Here is an 18,637-nt window from a genome sequence, read left to right as displayed (position 1 = left end):
GTGCAGTGAAAATAGATTTGAACGACCTTTTGTATTTAGTTTTCGGTATCTTATCTGCTTACTTTACTTTTAGGCTGAATAGTAAGAAATCCGACAGAGATTACATCATGGAGCAGAACAAAAGACTGAACGCAGAAAATAAAAAATTACTGCGGGAACTCAATGAATTAAGAGAGGAGAAAGACAATGAAACCAAACACTAGAATTTTAGATTACGTTGCATTGGTGCAAGACGGCGTTTTAACCGTGGACGATGTGCCACAAGATGTTAAGGGCGAAGTTACCAAGTGGGTGCGCTACTTGGCAGGTATCAAAGACGAAACCATGGTCAAGGACCCAGACGCAACCAAGCCAGCGGTAGAGGATAAGCCAGTAGACTACACCCCTGCTAAGACGGGCGACATCACTAGCGGCGTACTTACTACTAAGAAGGTGACCCAATAATGAATCTCACTGAATTAACTGCTTACATACAAATCGTTGTTTTGGCTATCGTCGCTATCTGTGTCGGTATCTCTACTAGTATCGAATACTTTGCCAAAAAGTCGGCTAAACCACTTCCAAAGCAAGTAATGACTATTGATGAGATTGCTAAGTTTGTCGTAAGCGAAGCCGCAACGCTGGATATTTCTGGTGCCGAAAAGAAGGTCAAGGCTGTACAAGCCTTACTTGATCAAGCCAAGCAAGAAAACAAGCCAGTGACCGAGACAGTTGCCAAGGGCGCTGTCCAACACGCTTATGACCAAATGACAGCAGACAAAGCTAAGGAAGAGGCTACACAAGACCAAGACAAAGATGCGCAACCCGTCGGCTTTGTAAGTGGTTTTGTAAGCGGTGATGATTCCGATGCCAAAGACTAAGACTTACAACGAATTTGTTTTTGAATCGTTTGGAGAATCGTTTGAAAACCAAACGATAGCCAAAAGAAACCAAATGAAAGGCGGTGAAAAAGATGTCAAACTTAACCGTATCAAAAAGAAGTTTGGGTGCTGATGTCGCAAGCTACCAATCAGAAAACGTAAGCTATGCTGGCATTAAATTTGCATTGATTAAGCTTACACAGGGCACTGGCTATATCAACCCAAAGGCAAAAGCTCAAATCAAGAGTTCACTTGCTCATGGGCTTTTAACCGGTGGCTACTTTTATGCTACACACTCTGGCTCTGTGTCACTGGCACGGGCAGAAGCTAAGTATGCCGTAGAAAAGGCTAAGGCTTATGGCGTCCCAGCTGGTAGCTACATCGCTGACGACTGGGAGCAGGGCAGCGGCAACGATGTCAACGGCTCTGTCGGTTCAAATACGGATGCTGTCATTGCCGCTATGCAAGTAATCAAGGAAGCAGGATATAAGCCACTTGTCTATGCTGGCGCTTATGTTTTGCGTAATCGCCTTAACACGGCTCGAATCGTAAAATCATTCGGGACTTGTTTATGGGTAGCTTCATATAAAGTCATGGGTCGTCAAGATTCACCTGACTTTAATTACTTCCCATCGATGGACGGTGTCGCAATCTGGCAATTTACCGATAATTACAAAGGTTATAACGTTGATGGCAATATTACCCTGATTGATTTAAAGATTGGTTCGGGTAGTTCTCAATCAAAATCAACTAAAACGACCGTAGAATCGCTCTCTCAGCATCCCGCTGTGAAGTGGAATGTCGGTGCTGTTGCAGTAGTATCTAATTCAAAGGGTGCATATGTCTACACCAGTTCCAAACTTGACAAGAGAGAAAGCAACAAGCTAAAACCGTGCGGATCAATGTGGCAAGTCTTCGGACTTGAAAACGGCGCTGTGAAAGTTGGCAAGAACCAATACTTTGATGGTCGTGCCGTCTATGTGAAAGCTAATCCTATCGCATATAACGACTCAAAGCACGCTGTCGCAAAAATTGTTCTACCTCATACCCATGCTCTTGATGCGCCAAAAGCTGACGCAGGCAAAGTGTACGGCTTGGAATTGAACTCCAAAGTTGAGGTTCAGGGCAGAGTCGGGCGGTTCTTGAAGATTAAAGAGTTACACAAGGGCAAGCAGGTATATGTGACGGGCAACCGCGCTTATATCGTGCTATAGTAGCAAAAGCAAAAATTAAAATTTATATATGTAGACAAGGAGTTGAAAAACTCCAAATATCGTACAATAAGCCACCTTTGGGAACTATATCCCTGGGGTGGCTTTTTTGTGTTTAATGGTATATACTTAGTTCAAGTAAAGTATTCTTCACTTACGTGAAGGTGATCCGATTAAATAATCTTTTATTTGGATTGACTATTACTTATTCCTCACGCATGTGAGGGTGATCCAGTTAAATATTTATTTATGGGATTAATTTAAAGAATTGTTACGATAATCGAAGGTTACTAATTTATTCCCCAGCTGTCTGGGAGTGATCCAGTTGAATATTTATTTATCGGATTAATCTCCATATTATGGAGCGAAGCGGCGCAGAGCAATCTGTGCCGCTTCTTTTTTTGCTTTTTTAAAAATATTTTGGGATTTAGCTTTACATTTTGCATATAGGTGGTAGTATATAAGTGTAAAGAAATTAAGTAATAGAAATTCGAGGTATTTAAAATGAAAATTAACTATTCAGAACTTTTCAAAAACGCACATAAAGAAGCACATGAAATTGTTAGCAAAGTTGGCGATTACATGGTTGCTTTCAAGATTGCATTAGCTGATCAATGGAAAGTAGTTAGAACTATGAAACTTAGCGAAGAACAAATTACTAAGCTTGAAAATGATGGCTGGTCACGCTGGACTAAAGGCAATTTTGACCGTCTTTACTTTAACCCAGACAAAAACGGCGTTCTTGAATTGACTTACCACAAGTCAGGCAACATCGACTCAGCAGACTGGAACGGCAAAAGAGTTTCAAACGGTGAAGCTTACCGCATCAAGAGCATGAAGTGCTGGGTAGATGTCGACAATGCAAAAATTCAAGTAAGATTTTACGGTTCAAACGATGATGAAGCCGAAATGCTTCAAAAAGCTGCTAAAAAGAGCTTAGATAAGGCAATTGCATAATATCACTTTGAGAGAGTATAGAAAAAGCCACCTAGAAGGTGGCTTAGTGTAAAGAAATAAATAATAGAGGTGTGAGGTAACACACCTGTATCTAAGTATTATAGTATAAGAGGAGAAACGATGGCAAGAACAGAAGCCGAAAAAGCCGCGCAAAGAAGATATGCTAAAAGCGATAAAGGCAGAAAAGCAAGGCAAAAAACTGTTTGGAAGAGTCATGCCAAAGGGTTTATCAAGGAATACGCAACGGCAAATGACTTAAAAGAATTGAAGATTCTAATTGAAGAAAAAGAAAAAAATCTAAAAAAGTAGCAAAAAACACTGGACATCTCATATATATGTGGTAGTATATAAGTGTAAGGAAATTAAGTAATAGAAATTCGAGGTATTTAAAATGAAATATTTTACTAAAAAAGAAATATTAGAAAACTTCAAAGCTATTCTTGAAGAAATGGATGGATCAAAGTTAGACATTAATACAATAGATAGTAATAATCCAAATGCTGTCAGTGGGATTTATGCACATCAATTCAGCTATGACCACAATTATATTAACGATGAAGAAGAAGCCGGAAAGGCTGTAGAAGAGTATCTCCTTGAAATGGATGATTTAAACGAAGATCGCGCATTTGGCCCATTTGAATTAGATGCAACACTTCGCGAGGGATCCTATTTTTACGGAGGCGAATGGGATGCTCGTAGAATAGCAACAGAATTGGAGATAGCTCTTGCTTCAACTGTTCAATTAGAGCTATTGCCACGTAGACAGCGTAAGACCTTTACTAAGCAAATTGCCTTAGACAAGGTAAACAAGGCTTTGGAAAATACCAAAGACGATGAAATTGTAATTTTTAAGAAATAATGTGCTATAATGAATTCAGCTTATAGTGAATGTCATGTTGACATAATTAAAGCCGCTCACAGTTTGGCTGTGGGCGGCTTTGACTTTTACGGAAAAAGTACGGAAAATATTTACATGCAATTGAAACCCATTGAGTTAATTTTGGTGATTTTTATAGCAGTGAAAACCATTTTCGCTTATTAATTTAAAATTTCAATATTGCATGATTTTTACAAATATTGCAGAGAAATCTAGATTTATTAAAAATATTTCCAACTGTTACGAAAAAACATTTTTCTTTAATCATTGTGTGATCTGGCTGTGATGGAACTGCAACTCGAAGCAGGTATTATATAAAATGTCAATTGCAAGAGAATAATAAAACAAAAATGACGAATAGTAATTGACGTTTTAATTTAAGGAGAGATGTTTTTTGAAAACTAAATCTATTTTAACTAAGACTATTGCTGTTGCTGCTTTATCACTTGCAGGTATTGGTGCAATCAATCAACTAGATAATAATGAAGCACAAGCTGCCGTTGTGCAAAATGATGCAGTAGTGTATACAACTACACAAGCTACTACCGTTTACAATAACTATGAAAATCCAGTTGCAACTGGTCAAACTTTAGCAGCAGGTACTAACTGGAAGATTATAAAAACTGCTTATGATTCAAAGGGACAGAAGTGGTATGATCTTGGCTTAAATCAATGGGTATTGGCAACTAATTATACTACTAGCCAAAATACTCAAGCTAGACAAGAAAATATCTACACTCAAACACAAACGCCAGCTCAACAAACTACACAAGTTAGCCAAAGTCAAAGTTCATACACTTATTCAAATGTGAACTACACACCTAAGACGACAACAACTAGTTCATATTCATCAACCGCAACAGGTTCCGAAGCTAGTGCAAAGGCATGGATTGCAAGCAAAGAATCTGGTGGCTCATACAGTGCTAGAAATGGCCAATATGTAGGTAAGTATCAACTTTCTTCATCTTATTTGAATGGTGATTATTCAGCTGCTAACCAAGAACGTGTAGCGGATAATTATGTCAAATCTAGATATGGCTCTTGGAGCGCTGCTAAAAGTTTCTGGCAAGCAAATGGCTGGTACTAATAGATAACTCCAAGTTCTGACTAAGATAGATTTGTTGAAATTTCACCTTCAACAAACAAAGACGACTACTCGAAATGGGTAGTCGTTTTTGCTTGTTTATTTTTTTAATTCAAATTTACTGGTTTCTACATAGAGTGTCATATTTTTACGGTAGTAATTTAAAGTTTTCATTGAAAGATGTAATTTTTCAATATAATCCGCTTCTGTTAATTTTGAATTAGACAAAACAGAGTAGACATAAGACATCCGAAGCTTATGTGTAGTTAATGGCATGCCGACTATTGAACGGTCAGGGGCAATTTTTTGGTTAATATTAAAATCAGAAGCGTAATGTTTGCCATCGCGGCGAGCAAACAGATAGGGATTATAGTTATTGGCAAAATTAGTGTGATTTTGGATATATTCTCTGACATCATTTTCTTTAACTTTTGCCAACAATTCATTTACATGCAAAATCATAATTTCTTTTGGCTTAAAACCACAAGCAATAGCAGCCATCATCTTGATAGTTTCAGGATGAATATTTTTTATTTGAATTAATTCTGATAAATAATTTTCCCAGCCAATAACATAGTGTTGCTTACGATTGAAGCGATTACCACGTAAAGTGAGCAATGGATAAGTAATGATGTAGCCATATTCATTCAAAAAAACAAAATACATCTTTATGTGACTAAGATATTTATTTACTGTATTGCTTTTCATATGGAGTTTATTTTCAAGTGAATCTAAAAAGTTACGTATATCTCCAGTTGTAACATTTTCTACATTTGCTTCAGTAGCATCTAAACTACCAGAATAATAATCCCAAAAAGTTGAAATTGAAGAACAGGCTAGAGAAATAGTTGAATCGGCTAGTTTCTTTTGTTGTTTACAGTAAATGCGAAATTTATCTTCATATGGAAAAGTCAAGATTGAGGCTCCTTTCAAACATTCGTTAAAAATAATTATACATTATTTCAAGCACGTTGTTACTAAATTTTTTATTAAATAATTAAACTGCGTGTCGCTTTGCGACACGCACACAATACAACTTGCCAACCAAACAGAAAAGTCGTATGATGATAACTGTTAACTGAATAGGCGATGATGTTCGCCATTAACCGAGTAAAATCTAATGACGTCTACTTTATCCGATAGGGGTAGAGTAGACGTTTTTTTGTGGGAGGAATCTGTTTGAATTCAAAATTTATTAATTACATTAGTATCGCTATTTTCGCCTTTTTTGGTGGTATGGCACGTGCTGGTTTAAATGCAAACTTCAGCTATTATGGTACTTTTTGGGGTAATGTCATAGGTTGCTTTTTATTAGCGTTTTTTACCTACTTTTTTATTGAAACTAAAGAGATTAGGCAGTGGCTTGTAGTTGGATTGGGTACTGGCTTTGTAGGTGCATTTACTACTTTTTCAACTTTTAATCTTGATGTTTTAAAAAATATGCAGGCTAATTTGCCAATCGAAGCAGTAATTTATTACTTTAGCTCAATTATTTTTGGCTTTGTTTTTGCTATGTTAGGAATGAAAATTGGTAAAAAAGTTGGTCAATTAGTAAGAAAGGAAAGGAATACACGATGAATTTTTTGCTTGCAGGAATTGGTGCATCAATTGGAGCCATGCTTCGTTATGCTATTACTAATTATGGTAAAAAGCATTGGGAATGGATTGGTAATAAATTTTCTAATTTACCTACACCGACTTTGCTTATTAACTTAACTGGAGCATTAATTTTAGGCTTGATTTTTGGAATTGATGCTAACACTTTTATTTATGCATTACTAGGAACTGGAGTAATGGGTGGCTATACAACCTTTTCCACTATGAATACAGAATTAGTTGAGCTTTATAAGAGTAAAAATTATCGTGGTCTTGTATTCTACGCGGTGTCATCATATCTGGGTGGCTTGGTTCTAGTTTATTGCGGCTATTATTTAGGAAATTTACTGAAATAATATTAACAGCATGAAAAAAATGGGTTTGCTTGAACAGATTAAAAATAAGGGATTAGTCCTAGATGGTGCAATGTCGTATGAATTGGAAAAACAAGGCGTAGATACTAATAATAAATTATGGACCGCAACAGCTTTGATTGATCAGTTGAGCAAAGTTTATCAAGCACATTGGGATTGGTTAATTTTTATAAAAATGGCTGGTTCCCCAACGGCTGGGGTGGAGTATTTACAACAATGCTAACAGTAAACTTTGCTTTTTCAGGATGTGTATGTGCTTGATCTAATTCATGTGCCATTTGCTGCAAATATTATTAACTTCGTAGTTTTGACTGCAATTATTTCTGCGGCCAATTCAGGTTTGTATGCTTCAACTAGAATGCTTTGGTCGTTGGGCAACGAAGTTTCTGGATTAGCTGTTGTATTCGTTTGGACGGCGATTGCATGGTCAGAATTGAAGTTTAGAAGGGCATTTTTAAACTCAGGTCATCAACTCAGTGAATTGAAGTACAAGACCCCATGGTATCCTGTAATTCCATATTTTGCATTTATATCAAGCCTGCTTTCTTGTGTGTTAATCTGGTTCGATCCAACCCAAAGAGTAGCATTGTACTATACAATTCCTTTTGTAGCTATTTGTTACTTGGGACATCATTTTTGGCTAAAATCTAAGAAAAATAATGAAGAAGTTTTATTGGAAAAATAAAAAAGTCACTAGTGATATATGACACTAGCAACTTTCTATAGCTTATATACTGCATTAAAACAAGATCAGTATATAAGCTTTTTTGATACATGTAAAAATTTTTATTCGGCGTCCTTAGTCAATTCATAGATAGCTTCGGCATAAATCGCAATTGAATTAATTAGGTCATCTACCTTCATATATTCATTTGCTTGGTGCATAACCATTGGAGCATCTTCAGGTTGAGCGCCATATGCAACTCCATGCTTAAATAAACGCCCATAAGTCCCACCGCCGATCACGACTTCATGACCTTTATTACCAGTCTGGCGTTCATAAACTTTGAGCAAGGTTTGAACTAATGGATCGTCTCCAGGTACATAATGAGGTTCTTCAAATGAAGCAAAACTTGGAGTTAAGATATCACCAAATTTTTCTTCAACTTGCTTAACCATCTTATCTGGATCAGTACCTTGAGGATAGCGAATATTATCTTTCAAAACAGCATTTCCATTTTCCTCGTAGTCAAACATTGATGGAGCACTTGAGAGATCACCCATCAAGTCATCATGATGAGCAACGCCTAATTTTTTGCCGTTAAAGTCTTCATGTTCAACATTGGCTAAGAAATGAAGCCAGCTTTTATCGCGACCAGCAAAATCAAATTGATCTAGAAATACTGCCAAAAATGTAGCCGCATTTCTACCAACTTGAGGTGCAGATGCATGGGCACCTTGACCAGTTAATTCAATCTTAGCTTCATCGCCCTCAATAGTGAATTCGCCTTCAAGTTTATTATCTGATAAAAACTTAGTATATTTTTCCTTCATTGTGGCTAAATCACTACCAACAATAGTTGCATAGGCCTTTTGAGGAGTTACGTTTTCGGCAATGCCGGCCTTGAATGACTTAAGGATTACTGATCCCTTTTTATTGTCATCTTTAAAGGTCATGGTCAGGGTATAGATCCCCTGTTCACCGTTGATAATTGGAAATTCGGCATCAGGTGAGAATACTTGATCAGGGGTTGGCTCATGTTTTAGGTAGTAATCAATGCCAACCCAATTAGTTTCCTCATTGGTTCCCACAATAAAATCAATCTTTTTCTTAGGTTCAAATCCAGCTTCTTTAAGTAAAAGCATGCCATAATATGCAGCTAGGGCAGGACCTTTATCATCGGCAGAACCTCGACCAATGATTTTACCATCCTTAATTAACATTTTAAAAGGATCAGTTACCCAGCCGTCACCAGCTGGAACCACGTCCATGTGGCCAATAATGCCTAAACGTTTTTCACCAGTACCATAGTCGACACGGCCAGCGTAATTGTCAACATTTTTGATATGGAAACCATCACGCTCTGCAAACGATAAGAATTTCTTCATTGCCTTAACTGGACCTGGACCAACAGGATACTCTTCGGAAGTATTATTCAAATCCTCAGATGAGTCGATTGCGATTAATTCGTCAAGATCACGAAGAATGTCGTCCTTTTTGGCTTGGGCCAATTTCTTATAATCTATATTCATATTCTGCCTCTTTTCTTATTTTTTGTTAGCTAAAATTTTACCAGAAAAATTAATATTAAACAATTATACATTTAAAATGGGAAAATAATGAGCATTAAAGTTGTTTTTAGTTAATTGTGTCATGTACACTATAAGAAATAATATAGATAAAAATTACAGAAAGTATATAGAAACGGAAAGATTATTATGAGACAACATGTTCCTGAACTCGATCGCAATTTAAGTAACGACGAATTCCTAGATCTAATCGTTGATTGTTTCCATTCAGTAATTTTTGGTACCGTTGATCAAAATGGTGATCCACATACCAATATTATCGATATTGACTTTAATGAAGATGGTCGTCTGATTTTTGCAACGACTAATCAGAAGTCATTTTATCGCCATATTAAGGGACACAATAAAGTTTCAATTACCGCTTTGCGCGGAAGAGAAACTCTCACTAGCATTGGTTTCACTCTAGAAGGCTATGTTGATGAGGTAAGTCCACAATATTTAGAACGAATTTATAAAATCAAACCACAAATGCATCATATTTATGCTAATAAAACTAAAGATATGAACACTTTACGAGCTTTTGCATTAACACCAATTATTGGTTCTGTTTATGATTTACGGTTTGATCATGTTTTTCAAAAACAATTCGACTTTGTTAATGTTCCTAGTAAGATGCAGGTTGAAATCTTAGAATAATAAAATAAACATGCCTCGATTTTCGAACTGATCGAAGCATGTTTATTTTATATATTCATTTCTTTACGTTCTTCGCGTTTTCTTAAGTATGGTAGTAAGAAGCCTAAGCCAAAGAGTACGATAACTGTAATAATATTCATAATTAATTGGTGATTAAAGGCTGCACTACCGAATGTTGCTTCTGCTTCTTGAGGAATAAATCCTAAAGTAGCACAGATAAAGGTAAAGATTAAGCACCACCAGCCCATTATAAGGGCACCAGTCTTATTTTTAATGAAGACATAATCTGAGTGGAACTTCTCTTGGTGCATCCGTAACATAATGAAAGCGAAGAATACCCAACAAGTCTTGTATGGGGAAATAATACCATTGATATTTAAAAGCCAATTGTAAATTGAATTAATATTTGGCAAAGTCCCAGTAAGTAAAAGCAAGAATAAGGCTAAACCACAAGTTAAAGTGTACGAGTGAACTGGACGACCTGTTTTGTCTTTTTTCCCAGTTAACCATTTTGGCATGAATTTGTCGGCAACGTCACCGGCAAAGACACGACTTGATGCATCAAGTAAAACTGCTAATTGGGCCATCATAAAGAGGGCTTGAACAACAGCAAAGATGTACATTAATACTTTGCCCCAACCAAGGCTTTCGCCTAGTAGTTGAAATGCATAGTAAGGTCCGTTCATCTTGAAATCATGTGGAATATGATGAGCATTGAAAAACATTGCTAAAGCCAAAGTACCGAAGATAGTCAAGAATCCAGTCATCAAAGCCAACATCCACATTGCTTTAGGAAATTCGTGTTTTGGATCGCGCATTTGTACGATATAAGGAGCAGCAAGTTCTGCACCAGACATGGCGAAGATTAGAAGACCAGTGGTAGAAAAGTAACGTAAACTAAATGATGGCTTAAATGCGGCCAAGTTAAATGGTTGGGTAGCAATATGGTGTCCATGCATAACTGACCAAACAGCAAGTAAAACAAAGAGCATAGACATAATAAACATTGCACCACCACCAATTAAAGATAGTAGTTCAAGTGAATTCTTGATTGCATTTTCAACCAAAATAAAGGCAAGAATAATGACAAAGGTCAAAATCCCAAACCAAAAAGTAGACATATGCTTGTCTAAAGTATTGTTGCCCAAAATAATCCATGAAAAGGACACAATAACTGAATTAGAAACATCGACCAAATAAGGAACAGTTTGAACCCAATACATCCATGAAGTCCAGTAGCCCAGTGTATCGTTAGATGAATGACGTACCCAAGATGCCAATCCACCGGCTTGATCAGTAAAGGTTAGGCCCATTTGACTAGACATCAATGCATAAGGAATAACGTAGGCGAAGAGTAGGAAAATCCAAGATACAACTACTGATAAGCCTTGATTTTGAAATGGATAAAAAATATTTTCAAAACTGATAATCGTTACGAAGTCGATCAATGCAATAACCGGCCATGACATGTAGTGTTTTTTGCCGGGTTCGAAATTGACTGTTTCGATTGTTTCTGACATAAAAAATCCTCCAAGTTAAGCTATTTTATCGTTGTGTTGACATAGCTGTTCTCGGAGGCGAGCAAGGCAAATGCACTTGTTAAAAACCTCCAATATTTATATAATAATTTCAGCTGTAGCGTATTTTAAGAAAGAATGCAAAAAGTACGCTATACTGTAGAAAAATTATAAAGACTTTTTAAAGTTTTGCAATATGTAAAACGGTTTCGTGGACAAAATGGAAAGAAAAAGGATGGATTTTTTGAAAATTGCCATTGGAAATGGCGTCAATGTTAATAAGATGAAAGGTTGGTCGTCAATTCCAATTGGCGATGTACAAAATAGTGCTGAACTTGTCGCAATTGTTGTCAAAAATGATGATGCATTAGGAATAAAACAAGCAGAAGCTCTAAGAGAACAATCTGGCTTTCCGATTCCATTGATTAAAGTAACTGATCAGGTAGATGAAGACCAAGTCACTCAGAAAGCTACAGAATATGAAAAGCAAATGGTGCCAGGCTTTTTGACCGACTTGATCAATTTTGCTCAAGCAAAACCAATTTCATTTACTACACCGGGTCACCATAATGGGCAATATTATGACAAACATCCTGCCGGAGTAGTTTTTAATAAGTTCTTTGGTAAAAATCTAATGTTTGCCGATACAAGTGATACTGTTCCTCAATTAGGGGATACAATGACGCATGCTGGAACGCCACTTAATGCAGAAAAGAAAGCTGCTAAAACTTATCATGCAGATAAGGTTTACTTCTGTACCAACGGAACGACTTCAGCTAATTCTATTTGTGCAAGTGCACTTTTATCTGAAGGCGATCTAGTTTTATTTGATCGAAATAATCATAAATCTTTGTATAATTCTGCCTTGGTAATGAGCGGAGCAAAGCCGGTCTACATTCCAACTGATCGAAATGCACTTGGACTAATTGGAGAAATGGATCCAGCCTTCTTAACTGAAGATAAAATTAGAGCTGAAGTAGCTAAGATAGATCCGGCAAAGGCAAAGGCTAAGCGTCCATTTAGGTTAGCAATCGTACAAGCAGAAACCTATGATGGAGTCTTTTATGATGCACAGTGGATTATTGACCGAATCGGTAAACTTTGTGATTATGTTCTGTTTGACTGTGCCTGGGGCGGCTTTGAAGAATTCGTGCCAATTATGAGACATTTATCACCACTTCTACTTAACTTGGGTCCTGATGATCCAGGTATTTTGGTTACTCAGTCATTACATAAACAGCAAGCAGGTATGGCTCAAGCGTCACAGATTCTAAAAAAGGATGCTCATATTAAAGGACAAAAACGATATGTTGATCATAAGCACTTTAATCATGCTTATCTGAAGTTTGTTACTTCCAGTTATGCATACCCACTTTATGCTTCATTAACAGTTAATTCCTACGTTACTGCTGGAGCAGGAAATAAAAAGTGGTGGGATCAAACTCTGCGAATGGGAATTGAATGGCGGAAAAAACTACTCAAAAAGTCTAAGCTATTTAAGCCATTAGTTCCTGACAATTTTGCCGAAATTTCGACTGATGAATTGGCTACCAATGCAGAATATTGGGAAATGGGACAAAGTACGGATTGGCACGGTTTCCGTAAAATGGTTCCAGGCGAAGCAATGATTGACCCATTGAAGATTACGGTAAAAACTCCCGGGATTGATGTAAAAAATGAAAAGTATGAGAAAACGGGTATTCCAGGCGCGGTAGTGGCAGAATACTTAATGGAAAATCATATTATTCGAGCTAAAAATGATTTGAATTCATTGTTGTTTTTACTTACACCGGGAGATAGTCAAGCAGAACTAGATACTTTACTTGAAGCTTTTTTAAGTTTTGAAAAACACTATCTAGAAGATGACTTAATGAAAGATGTTTTGCCGGTTTTATATAATGAGTATCCAAAGCGTTATCAAGGCTATACCCTGAAACAGTTGTGTCAAGAGATGCATGAGTACTATCAGGAAAATAATACTTTTGTATTACAGCAAAAGCTATTTTCTAAATCAGGGATGCAAGACTATCAAATGACACCAGCTACAGCTGATCAGCTTTTTAAAAAGGATCAAAATGAACTGGTCAACCTAGAAAATGTTGTTGGAAGAATTGCTGCCGAAGGAGCTTTGCCGTATCCACCAGGAGTTTTCATTGTTGCACCTGGTGAAAAATGGGGAGTAGTAGACCAAAAGTACTTTGAAGTCTTGGCGCATGCTATTGAAAAGTTTCCTGGTTTTGTGCCAGAGATTCAGGGAGTATATCTGAGCGAAAATAATAATGGTAGTTTATGCGTACAAGCAGAAGTAATCAAAAATAAATAGGGAGTTAAAAATGAGTTTTTCTTGGAAAGAGAATTTACCAAAAGAGTTAAGCGATAAAGTGACTAAAGTTGAATCAATGATTCAACCTCGTCTAGAAGAAATTGATGAACAAGTTTTGTATAATCAACAACGTGTATTGGACCTATTTAGAAAACATCATGTTGGTGAAGAAGATCTAGTTCCATCAACAGGCTACGGCTACGACGATATAGGTCGTGATAAGATTGAAGATATATATGCTGACTATTTTAAAACAGATGATGCTCTAGTTCGTCCACAATTTGGTTCAGGTACTCATGCAATTACTGTTGGTTTATTTAGTATGCTTCGTCCTGGTGACACGCTTTATTATTTGACGGGTACGCCATATGATACTATTCAAGAAGTTATTGGCTTAGCTGGCAATAAACCAGGCAACATGAAGGAATGGGGCATCAAGTTTAAGACTACAGAATTAAAAGACGGCGAGGTTGATTATGATCAAGCTAAAAAAGATATCATGGATCCTTCAATTAAAGTAGTGGCAATTCAAAGATCATTAGGCTATGCAACTCGTAAGACTTTTACTATGGCTAAGATTAAGCCAATGCTTAAGTTCATTAAAGAAGTTCGTCCAGATGTTAATATTTTTATTGATAATTGTTATGGAGAATTCTCTGAATGTGAAGAACCAACTTTTTATGGTGCTGATATGATGGCTGGTTCCCTTTATAAGAATGCTGGTGCAGGTCTAGTAAAAGGGGGAGCTTTCTTAGTTGGGCGACAAGACTTAATTGATGGTGCTGGTTCACGGTTGACAGTGCCAGGAGCTGGAAAAGGTGAAGGCGCAACTTGGGGTTATTTGCGCGATATCTACCAAGGATTCTTTATGGCAGCTCATACTACTGGTGAAGCTCAAAAAGGTATGGTCTTTACTGCAGCCTTATTAGAAGAAATGGGGATGCAGGTTTCACCTAAGTGGAGTGATCCACGTAGTGATATTGTTCAAACTGTTACTTTTGGTGAGCCTGATCCGATGGTAAAATTCTGTGCGGCTATTCAACACTATTCACCAATGAATTCATTTGTTGACCCAATTCCATATCATCAGGATGGTTACGAAGATGAAGTTGTTATGGCTTCGGGAAGTTTTGTTGAAGGATCAACAATTGAGCTTTCTTCTGATGGCCCTTTACGTGAACCATACATGCTTTATATTCAAGGCGGTTTGTCCTATGCTCATGATAAGATTGCGATTACTCATGCAGTAGAAGAAACATTTTATAAGTAAATTTAACTCTAAAAGATTCACATTTTTCTTTATTTAAAAGTGTGAATCTTTTTATCTTGTTTGGGGTAAATTGTTAATTTAGAATAAAAAGTAGCAATTTAACTAGTTAGGATAAGTTTATGAATCCAGAAGAAGTTTTAAAAGATACATTTGGCTATACAAATTTTCGCCCAGGTCAAAAACAAGTAATTGATTTAGTTTTAAAAAAGCAAAATGTGTTAGCGGTTATGCCAACCGGTGGCGGAAAATCAATGTGTTATCAAATACCAGCTTTGATTAATTCTGGTGTAACTTTGGTTATTTCACCATTAATTTCTTTAATGAAAGATCAAATTGATAATTTAAAGCAAAATGGAATTAATGCGGCAGCATTAAATTCTACTACACCGCAAGAAGAGGTTAATCCAATTTTACGTCAGGCATATGAAGGCAAAATTAAGTTAATTTATATTACACCTGAGCGTTTAGCGATTGATTATTTTAGATATCAGTTAAATTTTTTAGATATTGATCTAGTTGCTGTCGATGAAGCACACTGTATTTCACAATGGGGACATGATTTTCGACCTGCTTATCGTCAATTATTAGATGGAATCAATTCACTAAAAAGCAGACCAAATATATTAGCTTTAACAGCGACAGCCACGCCTGCGGTTCAAGATGATATTTGTGAACAATTGAATATTCCCAAGGAGAATATGATTGTTACCTCTTTTGCTCGCCCTAATATATCGTTTAAAGTGGTCAACTCACCACAAAATACTCCATTATATATTTCAGAATATATTAAGGCACATCAGGATAAAGCGGGGATTATTTACACTAATACACGTAAAAAAGTTGAAAGTTTGACAGATTATTTGGCTAAGAAAGGAATCTCTGTTGGTGCTTATCATGGTGGAATGGATTCTTCAGAACGAAGTCAAGTACAAGAAGCTTTTCAATTTGATGAATTTCAAGTAATTGTAGCAACTAATGCTTTTGGAATGGGGATCGATAAAAGTAATGTCAGATTTGTGATTCATGCCTCAAGTGCCCGTAATATGGAAAGTTACTATCAAGAAGCAGGTCGGGCAGGCCGTGATGGGGAAGAAAGCGAAGCGATTTTAATCTATCATCCTGGTGACTTGCGTCAATATCGCTACTTTATTGATGAATCAGATGCGGATGATAAATATCGAGAACTGCAATATCGTAAGTTGCAAACAATTACTGATTATGCTAATACTGGTGAATGTTTGCAGCAATTTATCGTCCGTTATTTTGGTCAAGATTGTCCGCCATGTGGCAAATGCTCAAATTGTCTAAATCAGGATGAATTGACTGACATTACCATTGATGCTCAAAAAGTGATTAGTATGGTTTATGAACTAGATGGTCGCTTTGGAAAAACGATAGTTGCTCAATGTTTGATTGGCTCAAAAAATCAGCGCATGCAAGAAATGAATGCTACACAATATAAGTCTTTTGGCTCTCTAAGAATGAAGCAAAAAGATGCTATAAGCTTGATTGACTATTTAATTGCTTCAGGTTATCTAGAAGTTGAAGGTAGCAAATATCCACTAGTGCATGTAACTAATCATGGGTGGGATGTACTAGATGGCAAAACTGTAGTCAAACGGCGAATTGCTAAGATTTCAGTAACTACTACTCATGCTGGTGAAGAAAGTGATACTTTATTTGAAGCTTTAAGACAAAAGCGTTTGGAATTAGCTAAGCAGCAAAAAGTACCAGCATTTATGATTTTTTCAGATCGCTCTTTGCACGATATGGCACAAATTAAACCACAAAATGAAAGTGAATTTTTAGAGGTAAGTGGTGTAGGGCAAGCGAAGATGAAAAAGTATGGTCAGGCTATGATGGAAATAATCAAAAGAAAAGGAAAATAGCTAAAATAATAATATTAAAATATTGGTCAAACCGGTCTTTTTTTATTACAATAAATGTAAATGAAAGAAGGACTATATTTATGGCTAAAAAAACATTAATTATCTATTATTCTTGGGAAGGCAATACCAAGAACATGGCTGAAAAGATTAACGGCGAAATTGAAAACAGCGAATTAAAGGAAGTAACTGTTGCTCCTGACGCTTTTGATTCAGATATGTACAAGACCAACGATATTGCTCTAGATCAAATTCAAGGTAAGGTTCCTTATCCTGAAATTCAAATGGATGATATCGATTTTAATAATTATGATTTGATTTTAGTCGGTAGCCCTGTTTGGTCAGGCTATCCTGCAACTCCAATTAAGCCATTACTTGAAAAGATGAAAAACTACCGTGGTGAAGTTGCATCATTCTTTACCTCAGCAGGCACTAACCATAAGGCTTATGTCAGTCACTTTAAAGAATGGGCTAATGGTCTGAATGTTGTTGGTGTTGCACGTGATGATAGTGAAGTCCGCGATTGGGTTAAATAATTAACCTTTAGAATATTAAAAATCAGTACAAACTCCGTGTTTTGTACTGATTTTCTTTTGTATTTTAAGAACAAAAATAAGAGTTACAAAATGTAACCCTCATTTTTTATTTATGACACGAATCAAGCGCCGTTACGCATGACTCCTAGCTTGATAGGTGTCTCTAAATATGTGGTATTTTTATATCTATCAAAAGAAAAAACAACGGTTTCTTTAATCAATATCACAACAACACCTCATTTCTATGTCTTTTAAAAGTAAGCGCTTACTTTATCTACTTATAATATATCATATAACACATATTTTTAATAGTAATTTTGTCATAATTTTCCAAAAATTGGTTTGCTTGTTGGTAATTCATGATTATAGATTAAAAGAGATAATGACTAAATATGGAAAGGGGATATTTAATGACGATTCCAACGAAAATTGAAGTTCGTGGCGGACGAGTACATAACTTAAAGAATATTGACGTTGACATTCCTTTGAATAAATTTGTAGCAATTTCAGGACTGTCAGGCTCAGGAAAATCATCACTAGCAATGGGGATTCTTTATGAAGAAGGTTCAAGACGCTATCTTGATGCTCTGTCAACTTATATGCGTAGGCGAATTAAACAGGGAAATCAAGTTGATGTAACTAGCGTCAAACATATTCCCTCCGCATTAGCTTTACGGCAGCGTCCAAGTGTACCAAATGAGCGAGCTACAGTAGGAACCATGAGTGAGACTTTTAATGTTTTACGCTTAATTTTCTCTCGTTTGGGTTCTCCAGTTTGTCCTAATGGACACCGCTTGAAGCCGAGTTTGGCAATTGCAAAGGCAATGAGTATGTCAGGTGAGCAAATGGGACAATTAACTTGTCCAGTCTGTGGTGTAAAATTTTATGCACCAAGTGCCGAACAATTTGCTTTTAATTCAGATGGTGCATGTACTGAGTGTGGCGGAACTGGTAAGGTACGGCAACTAGATGAATCTAAACTGATTACGGATGAAAATTTGTCAATTAAAGATGGTGCAGTTGCATCTTGGAGCTTGCCAGGACGGAACTTTATGTCTAACGTTGCAGAACATGCTGGTGTTAGGATCGACATTCCTTATAAAGATCTTACTGATAAAGAAAAAGATTTTGTCTTAAATGGTCCTGAAAAGAAATATAAAATGGACTTTTTATCAGGAACTGGCAGGGTATTTCATGATTTTAATGGTTCAGTATAAATTCTTGTGTAAACGGCTGTGAGATTTAGGATGCCTTTCGGGA

19 protein-coding genes, 2 pseudogenes and 1 riboswitch are annotated in these 18,637 nt (G+C 36.5%); of the genes and pseudogenes, 18 read left to right on the top strand and 3 right to left on the bottom strand.

Going from position 1 to position 18,637, the window contains the following annotated elements; genetic code table 11:
* Nucleotides 1-5 precede the first annotated feature (5 nt).
* The 8 genes from CP363_RS04985 to CP363_RS04950 all read left to right on the top strand — a co-directional run bounded on the left by CP363_RS04985 (nucleotide 6) and on the right by CP363_RS04950 (nucleotide 4,992).
* Nucleotides 6-203 carry a hypothetical protein gene (locus CP363_RS04985; RefSeq protein WP_046814207.1) on the top strand — a complete coding sequence of 66 codons (198 nt, stop codon included), beginning with the start codon at nucleotides 6-8 and terminating at the stop codon, nucleotides 201-203.
* On the top strand, nucleotides 187-444 hold the full coding sequence (locus CP363_RS04980; RefSeq protein ID WP_098035924.1) for a hypothetical protein: 258 nt from the start codon (nucleotides 187-189) through the stop codon (nucleotides 442-444). The genes CP363_RS04985 and CP363_RS04980 overlap by 17 nt, the downstream gene beginning before the upstream one ends.
* Nucleotides 444-860 (top strand): hypothetical protein, encoded by a 417-nt coding sequence (locus CP363_RS04975; RefSeq protein ID WP_098035923.1) that lies wholly within the window; start codon nucleotides 444-446, stop codon nucleotides 858-860. Before CP363_RS04980 ends, CP363_RS04975 begins: the two co-directional genes overlap by 1 nt.
* Before the next feature lie 92 nt (nucleotides 861-952).
* The gene (locus tag CP363_RS04970) at nucleotides 953-2,074 is read left to right on the top strand and encodes a GH25 family lysozyme (RefSeq protein WP_098035922.1); all 1,122 of its coding nucleotides are present in this window, start codon (nucleotides 953-955) and stop codon (nucleotides 2,072-2,074) included.
* Between the two features lie 501 nt (nucleotides 2,075-2,575).
* Nucleotides 2,576-3,028 carry a hypothetical protein gene (locus CP363_RS04965; RefSeq protein ID WP_098035921.1) on the top strand — a complete coding sequence of 151 codons (453 nt, stop codon included), beginning with the start codon at nucleotides 2,576-2,578 and terminating at the stop codon, nucleotides 3,026-3,028.
* Between the two features lie 120 nt (nucleotides 3,029-3,148).
* Nucleotides 3,149-3,337, top strand: a complete 189-nt coding sequence (locus CP363_RS04960) for a hypothetical protein (protein WP_098035920.1) — start codon at nucleotides 3,149-3,151, stop codon at nucleotides 3,335-3,337.
* An 82-nt stretch (nucleotides 3,338-3,419) separates the two neighbouring features.
* The gene (locus CP363_RS04955) at nucleotides 3,420-3,887 is read left to right on the top strand and encodes a hypothetical protein (protein WP_098035919.1); all 468 of its coding nucleotides are present in this window, start codon (nucleotides 3,420-3,422) and stop codon (nucleotides 3,885-3,887) included.
* 412 nt (nucleotides 3,888-4,299) lie between these two features.
* Nucleotides 4,300-4,992 (top strand): hypothetical protein, encoded by a 693-nt coding sequence (locus CP363_RS04950; RefSeq protein ID WP_098035918.1) that lies wholly within the window; start codon nucleotides 4,300-4,302, stop codon nucleotides 4,990-4,992.
* Nucleotides 4,993-5,088: 96 nt separating this feature from the next.
* Here CP363_RS04950 and CP363_RS04945 read toward each other — a convergent pair whose 3' ends face one another.
* A complete protein-coding gene (locus CP363_RS04945) occupies nucleotides 5,089-5,904 on the bottom strand; it encodes a phage integrase N-terminal SAM-like domain-containing protein (RefSeq protein WP_098035917.1) in 816 nt (271 codons plus the stop codon).
* 161 nt (nucleotides 5,905-6,065) lie between these two features.
* Nucleotides 6,066-6,126, top strand: a riboswitch (Fluoride riboswitch).
* 42 nt (nucleotides 6,127-6,168) lie between these two features.
* Between CP363_RS04945 and CP363_RS04940 the strand changes: the two genes are divergently transcribed.
* From CP363_RS04940 to CP363_RS04925, 4 genes and pseudogenes are all read left to right on the top strand, one after another.
* Complete coding sequence (locus tag CP363_RS04940) at nucleotides 6,169-6,567, top strand: CrcB family protein (protein WP_005727168.1); 399 nt, start codon at nucleotides 6,169-6,171, stop codon at nucleotides 6,565-6,567.
* Complete coding sequence (crcB, locus tag CP363_RS04935; RefSeq protein ID WP_098035916.1) at nucleotides 6,564-6,941, top strand: fluoride efflux transporter CrcB; 378 nt, start codon at nucleotides 6,564-6,566, stop codon at nucleotides 6,939-6,941. Before CP363_RS04940 ends, crcB begins: the two co-directional genes overlap by 4 nt.
* A 10-nt stretch (nucleotides 6,942-6,951) precedes the next feature.
* Nucleotides 6,952-7,182, top strand: a complete 231-nt coding sequence (locus CP363_RS04930; protein WP_057727014.1) for a hypothetical protein — start codon at nucleotides 6,952-6,954, stop codon at nucleotides 7,180-7,182.
* A pseudogene (locus CP363_RS04925) lies at nucleotides 7,116-7,644 on the top strand (amino acid permease); the annotation flags it as partial. The gene CP363_RS04930 and the pseudogene CP363_RS04925, both read left to right, overlap by 67 nt.
* 101 nt (nucleotides 7,645-7,745) lie before the next feature.
* Here the strand turns inward: CP363_RS04925 and pepV are convergent.
* Nucleotides 7,746-9,152, bottom strand: coding sequence for a dipeptidase PepV (gene pepV, locus CP363_RS04920; RefSeq protein ID WP_098035915.1), 1,407 nt, complete (start codon nucleotides 9,150-9,152; stop codon nucleotides 7,746-7,748).
* A 186-nt stretch (nucleotides 9,153-9,338) separates the two neighbouring features.
* Between pepV and CP363_RS04915 the strand changes: the two genes are divergently transcribed.
* Nucleotides 9,339-9,845 carry a pyridoxamine 5'-phosphate oxidase family protein gene (locus CP363_RS04915; protein ID WP_005720258.1) on the top strand — a complete coding sequence of 169 codons (507 nt, stop codon included), beginning with the start codon at nucleotides 9,339-9,341 and terminating at the stop codon, nucleotides 9,843-9,845.
* A 47-nt stretch (nucleotides 9,846-9,892) separates the two neighbouring features.
* On the opposite strand, the gene CP363_RS04910 is transcribed toward CP363_RS04915, so the two are convergent.
* Entirely contained in the window at nucleotides 9,893-11,365 is a 1,473-nt protein-coding gene (locus CP363_RS04910) for an APC family permease (protein ID WP_005727729.1), read from the bottom strand.
* A 232-nt stretch (nucleotides 11,366-11,597) separates the two neighbouring features.
* Here CP363_RS04910 and CP363_RS04905 point away from each other — a divergent pair, with 232 nt between their 5' ends.
* The 5 genes and pseudogenes from CP363_RS04905 to CP363_RS04885 form a co-directional block, all read left to right on the top strand.
* Nucleotides 11,598-13,685, top strand: coding sequence for a putative ornithine decarboxylase (locus CP363_RS04905; protein ID WP_089143130.1), 2,088 nt, complete (start codon nucleotides 11,598-11,600; stop codon nucleotides 13,683-13,685).
* 10 nt (nucleotides 13,686-13,695) lie between these two features.
* Nucleotides 13,696-14,955 (top strand): methionine gamma-lyase family protein, encoded by a 1,260-nt coding sequence (locus CP363_RS04900; RefSeq protein WP_057727011.1) that lies wholly within the window; start codon nucleotides 13,696-13,698, stop codon nucleotides 14,953-14,955.
* A 119-nt stretch (nucleotides 14,956-15,074) separates the two neighbouring features.
* The gene (gene recQ / locus CP363_RS04895) at nucleotides 15,075-16,844 is read left to right on the top strand and encodes a DNA helicase RecQ (RefSeq protein ID WP_089149943.1); all 1,770 of its coding nucleotides are present in this window, start codon (nucleotides 15,075-15,077) and stop codon (nucleotides 16,842-16,844) included.
* Nucleotides 16,845-16,924: 80 nt separating this feature from the next.
* Nucleotides 16,925-17,377, top strand: coding sequence for a flavodoxin (locus CP363_RS04890; protein ID WP_061204698.1), 453 nt, complete (start codon nucleotides 16,925-16,927; stop codon nucleotides 17,375-17,377).
* Nucleotides 17,378-17,787: 410 nt separating this feature from the next.
* A pseudogene (locus CP363_RS04885) lies at nucleotides 17,788-18,582 on the top strand (excinuclease ABC subunit UvrA); the annotation flags it as partial.
* Nucleotides 18,583-18,637: the final 55 nt, after the last annotated feature.

This window comes from Lactobacillus sp. UMNPBX12 (assembly GCF_002553955.1).
In the GTDB taxonomy this organism is placed as follows: domain Bacteria; phylum Bacillota; class Bacilli; order Lactobacillales; family Lactobacillaceae; genus Lactobacillus; species Lactobacillus crispatus.
This window is presented reverse-complemented; position numbering and strand designations above follow the sequence as displayed.

Coding starts and splice junctions, on each gene's coding strand:
- pepV (WP_098035915.1), bottom strand. CDS start 9,152: ATGAATATAGATTATAAGAAATTGGCCCAAGCCAAAAAGGACGACATT.
- CP363_RS04900 (WP_057727011.1), top strand. CDS start 13,696: ATGAGTTTTTCTTGGAAAGAGAATTTACCAAAAGAGTTAAGCGATAAA.
- CP363_RS04910 (WP_005727729.1), bottom strand. CDS start 11,365: ATGTCAGAAACAATCGAAACAGTCAATTTCGAACCCGGCAAAAAACAC.
- CP363_RS04975 (WP_098035923.1), top strand. CDS start 444: ATGAATCTCACTGAATTAACTGCTTACATACAAATCGTTGTTTTGGCT.
- CP363_RS04930 (WP_057727014.1), top strand. CDS start 6,952: ATGAAAAAAATGGGTTTGCTTGAACAGATTAAAAATAAGGGATTAGTC.
- CP363_RS04890 (WP_061204698.1), top strand. CDS start 16,925: ATGGCTAAAAAAACATTAATTATCTATTATTCTTGGGAAGGCAATACC.
- CP363_RS04965 (WP_098035921.1), top strand. CDS start 2,576: ATGAAAATTAACTATTCAGAACTTTTCAAAAACGCACATAAAGAAGCA.
- recQ (WP_089149943.1), top strand. CDS start 15,075: ATGAATCCAGAAGAAGTTTTAAAAGATACATTTGGCTATACAAATTTT.
- crcB (WP_098035916.1), top strand. CDS start 6,564: ATGAATTTTTTGCTTGCAGGAATTGGTGCATCAATTGGAGCCATGCTT.
- CP363_RS04915 (WP_005720258.1), top strand. CDS start 9,339: ATGAGACAACATGTTCCTGAACTCGATCGCAATTTAAGTAACGACGAA.
- CP363_RS04980 (WP_098035924.1), top strand. CDS start 187: ATGAAACCAAACACTAGAATTTTAGATTACGTTGCATTGGTGCAAGAC.
- CP363_RS04970 (WP_098035922.1), top strand. CDS start 953: ATGTCAAACTTAACCGTATCAAAAAGAAGTTTGGGTGCTGATGTCGCA.
- CP363_RS04960 (WP_098035920.1), top strand. CDS start 3,149: ATGGCAAGAACAGAAGCCGAAAAAGCCGCGCAAAGAAGATATGCTAAA.
- CP363_RS04905 (WP_089143130.1), top strand. CDS start 11,598: ATGGATTTTTTGAAAATTGCCATTGGAAATGGCGTCAATGTTAATAAG.
- CP363_RS04955 (WP_098035919.1), top strand. CDS start 3,420: ATGAAATATTTTACTAAAAAAGAAATATTAGAAAACTTCAAAGCTATT.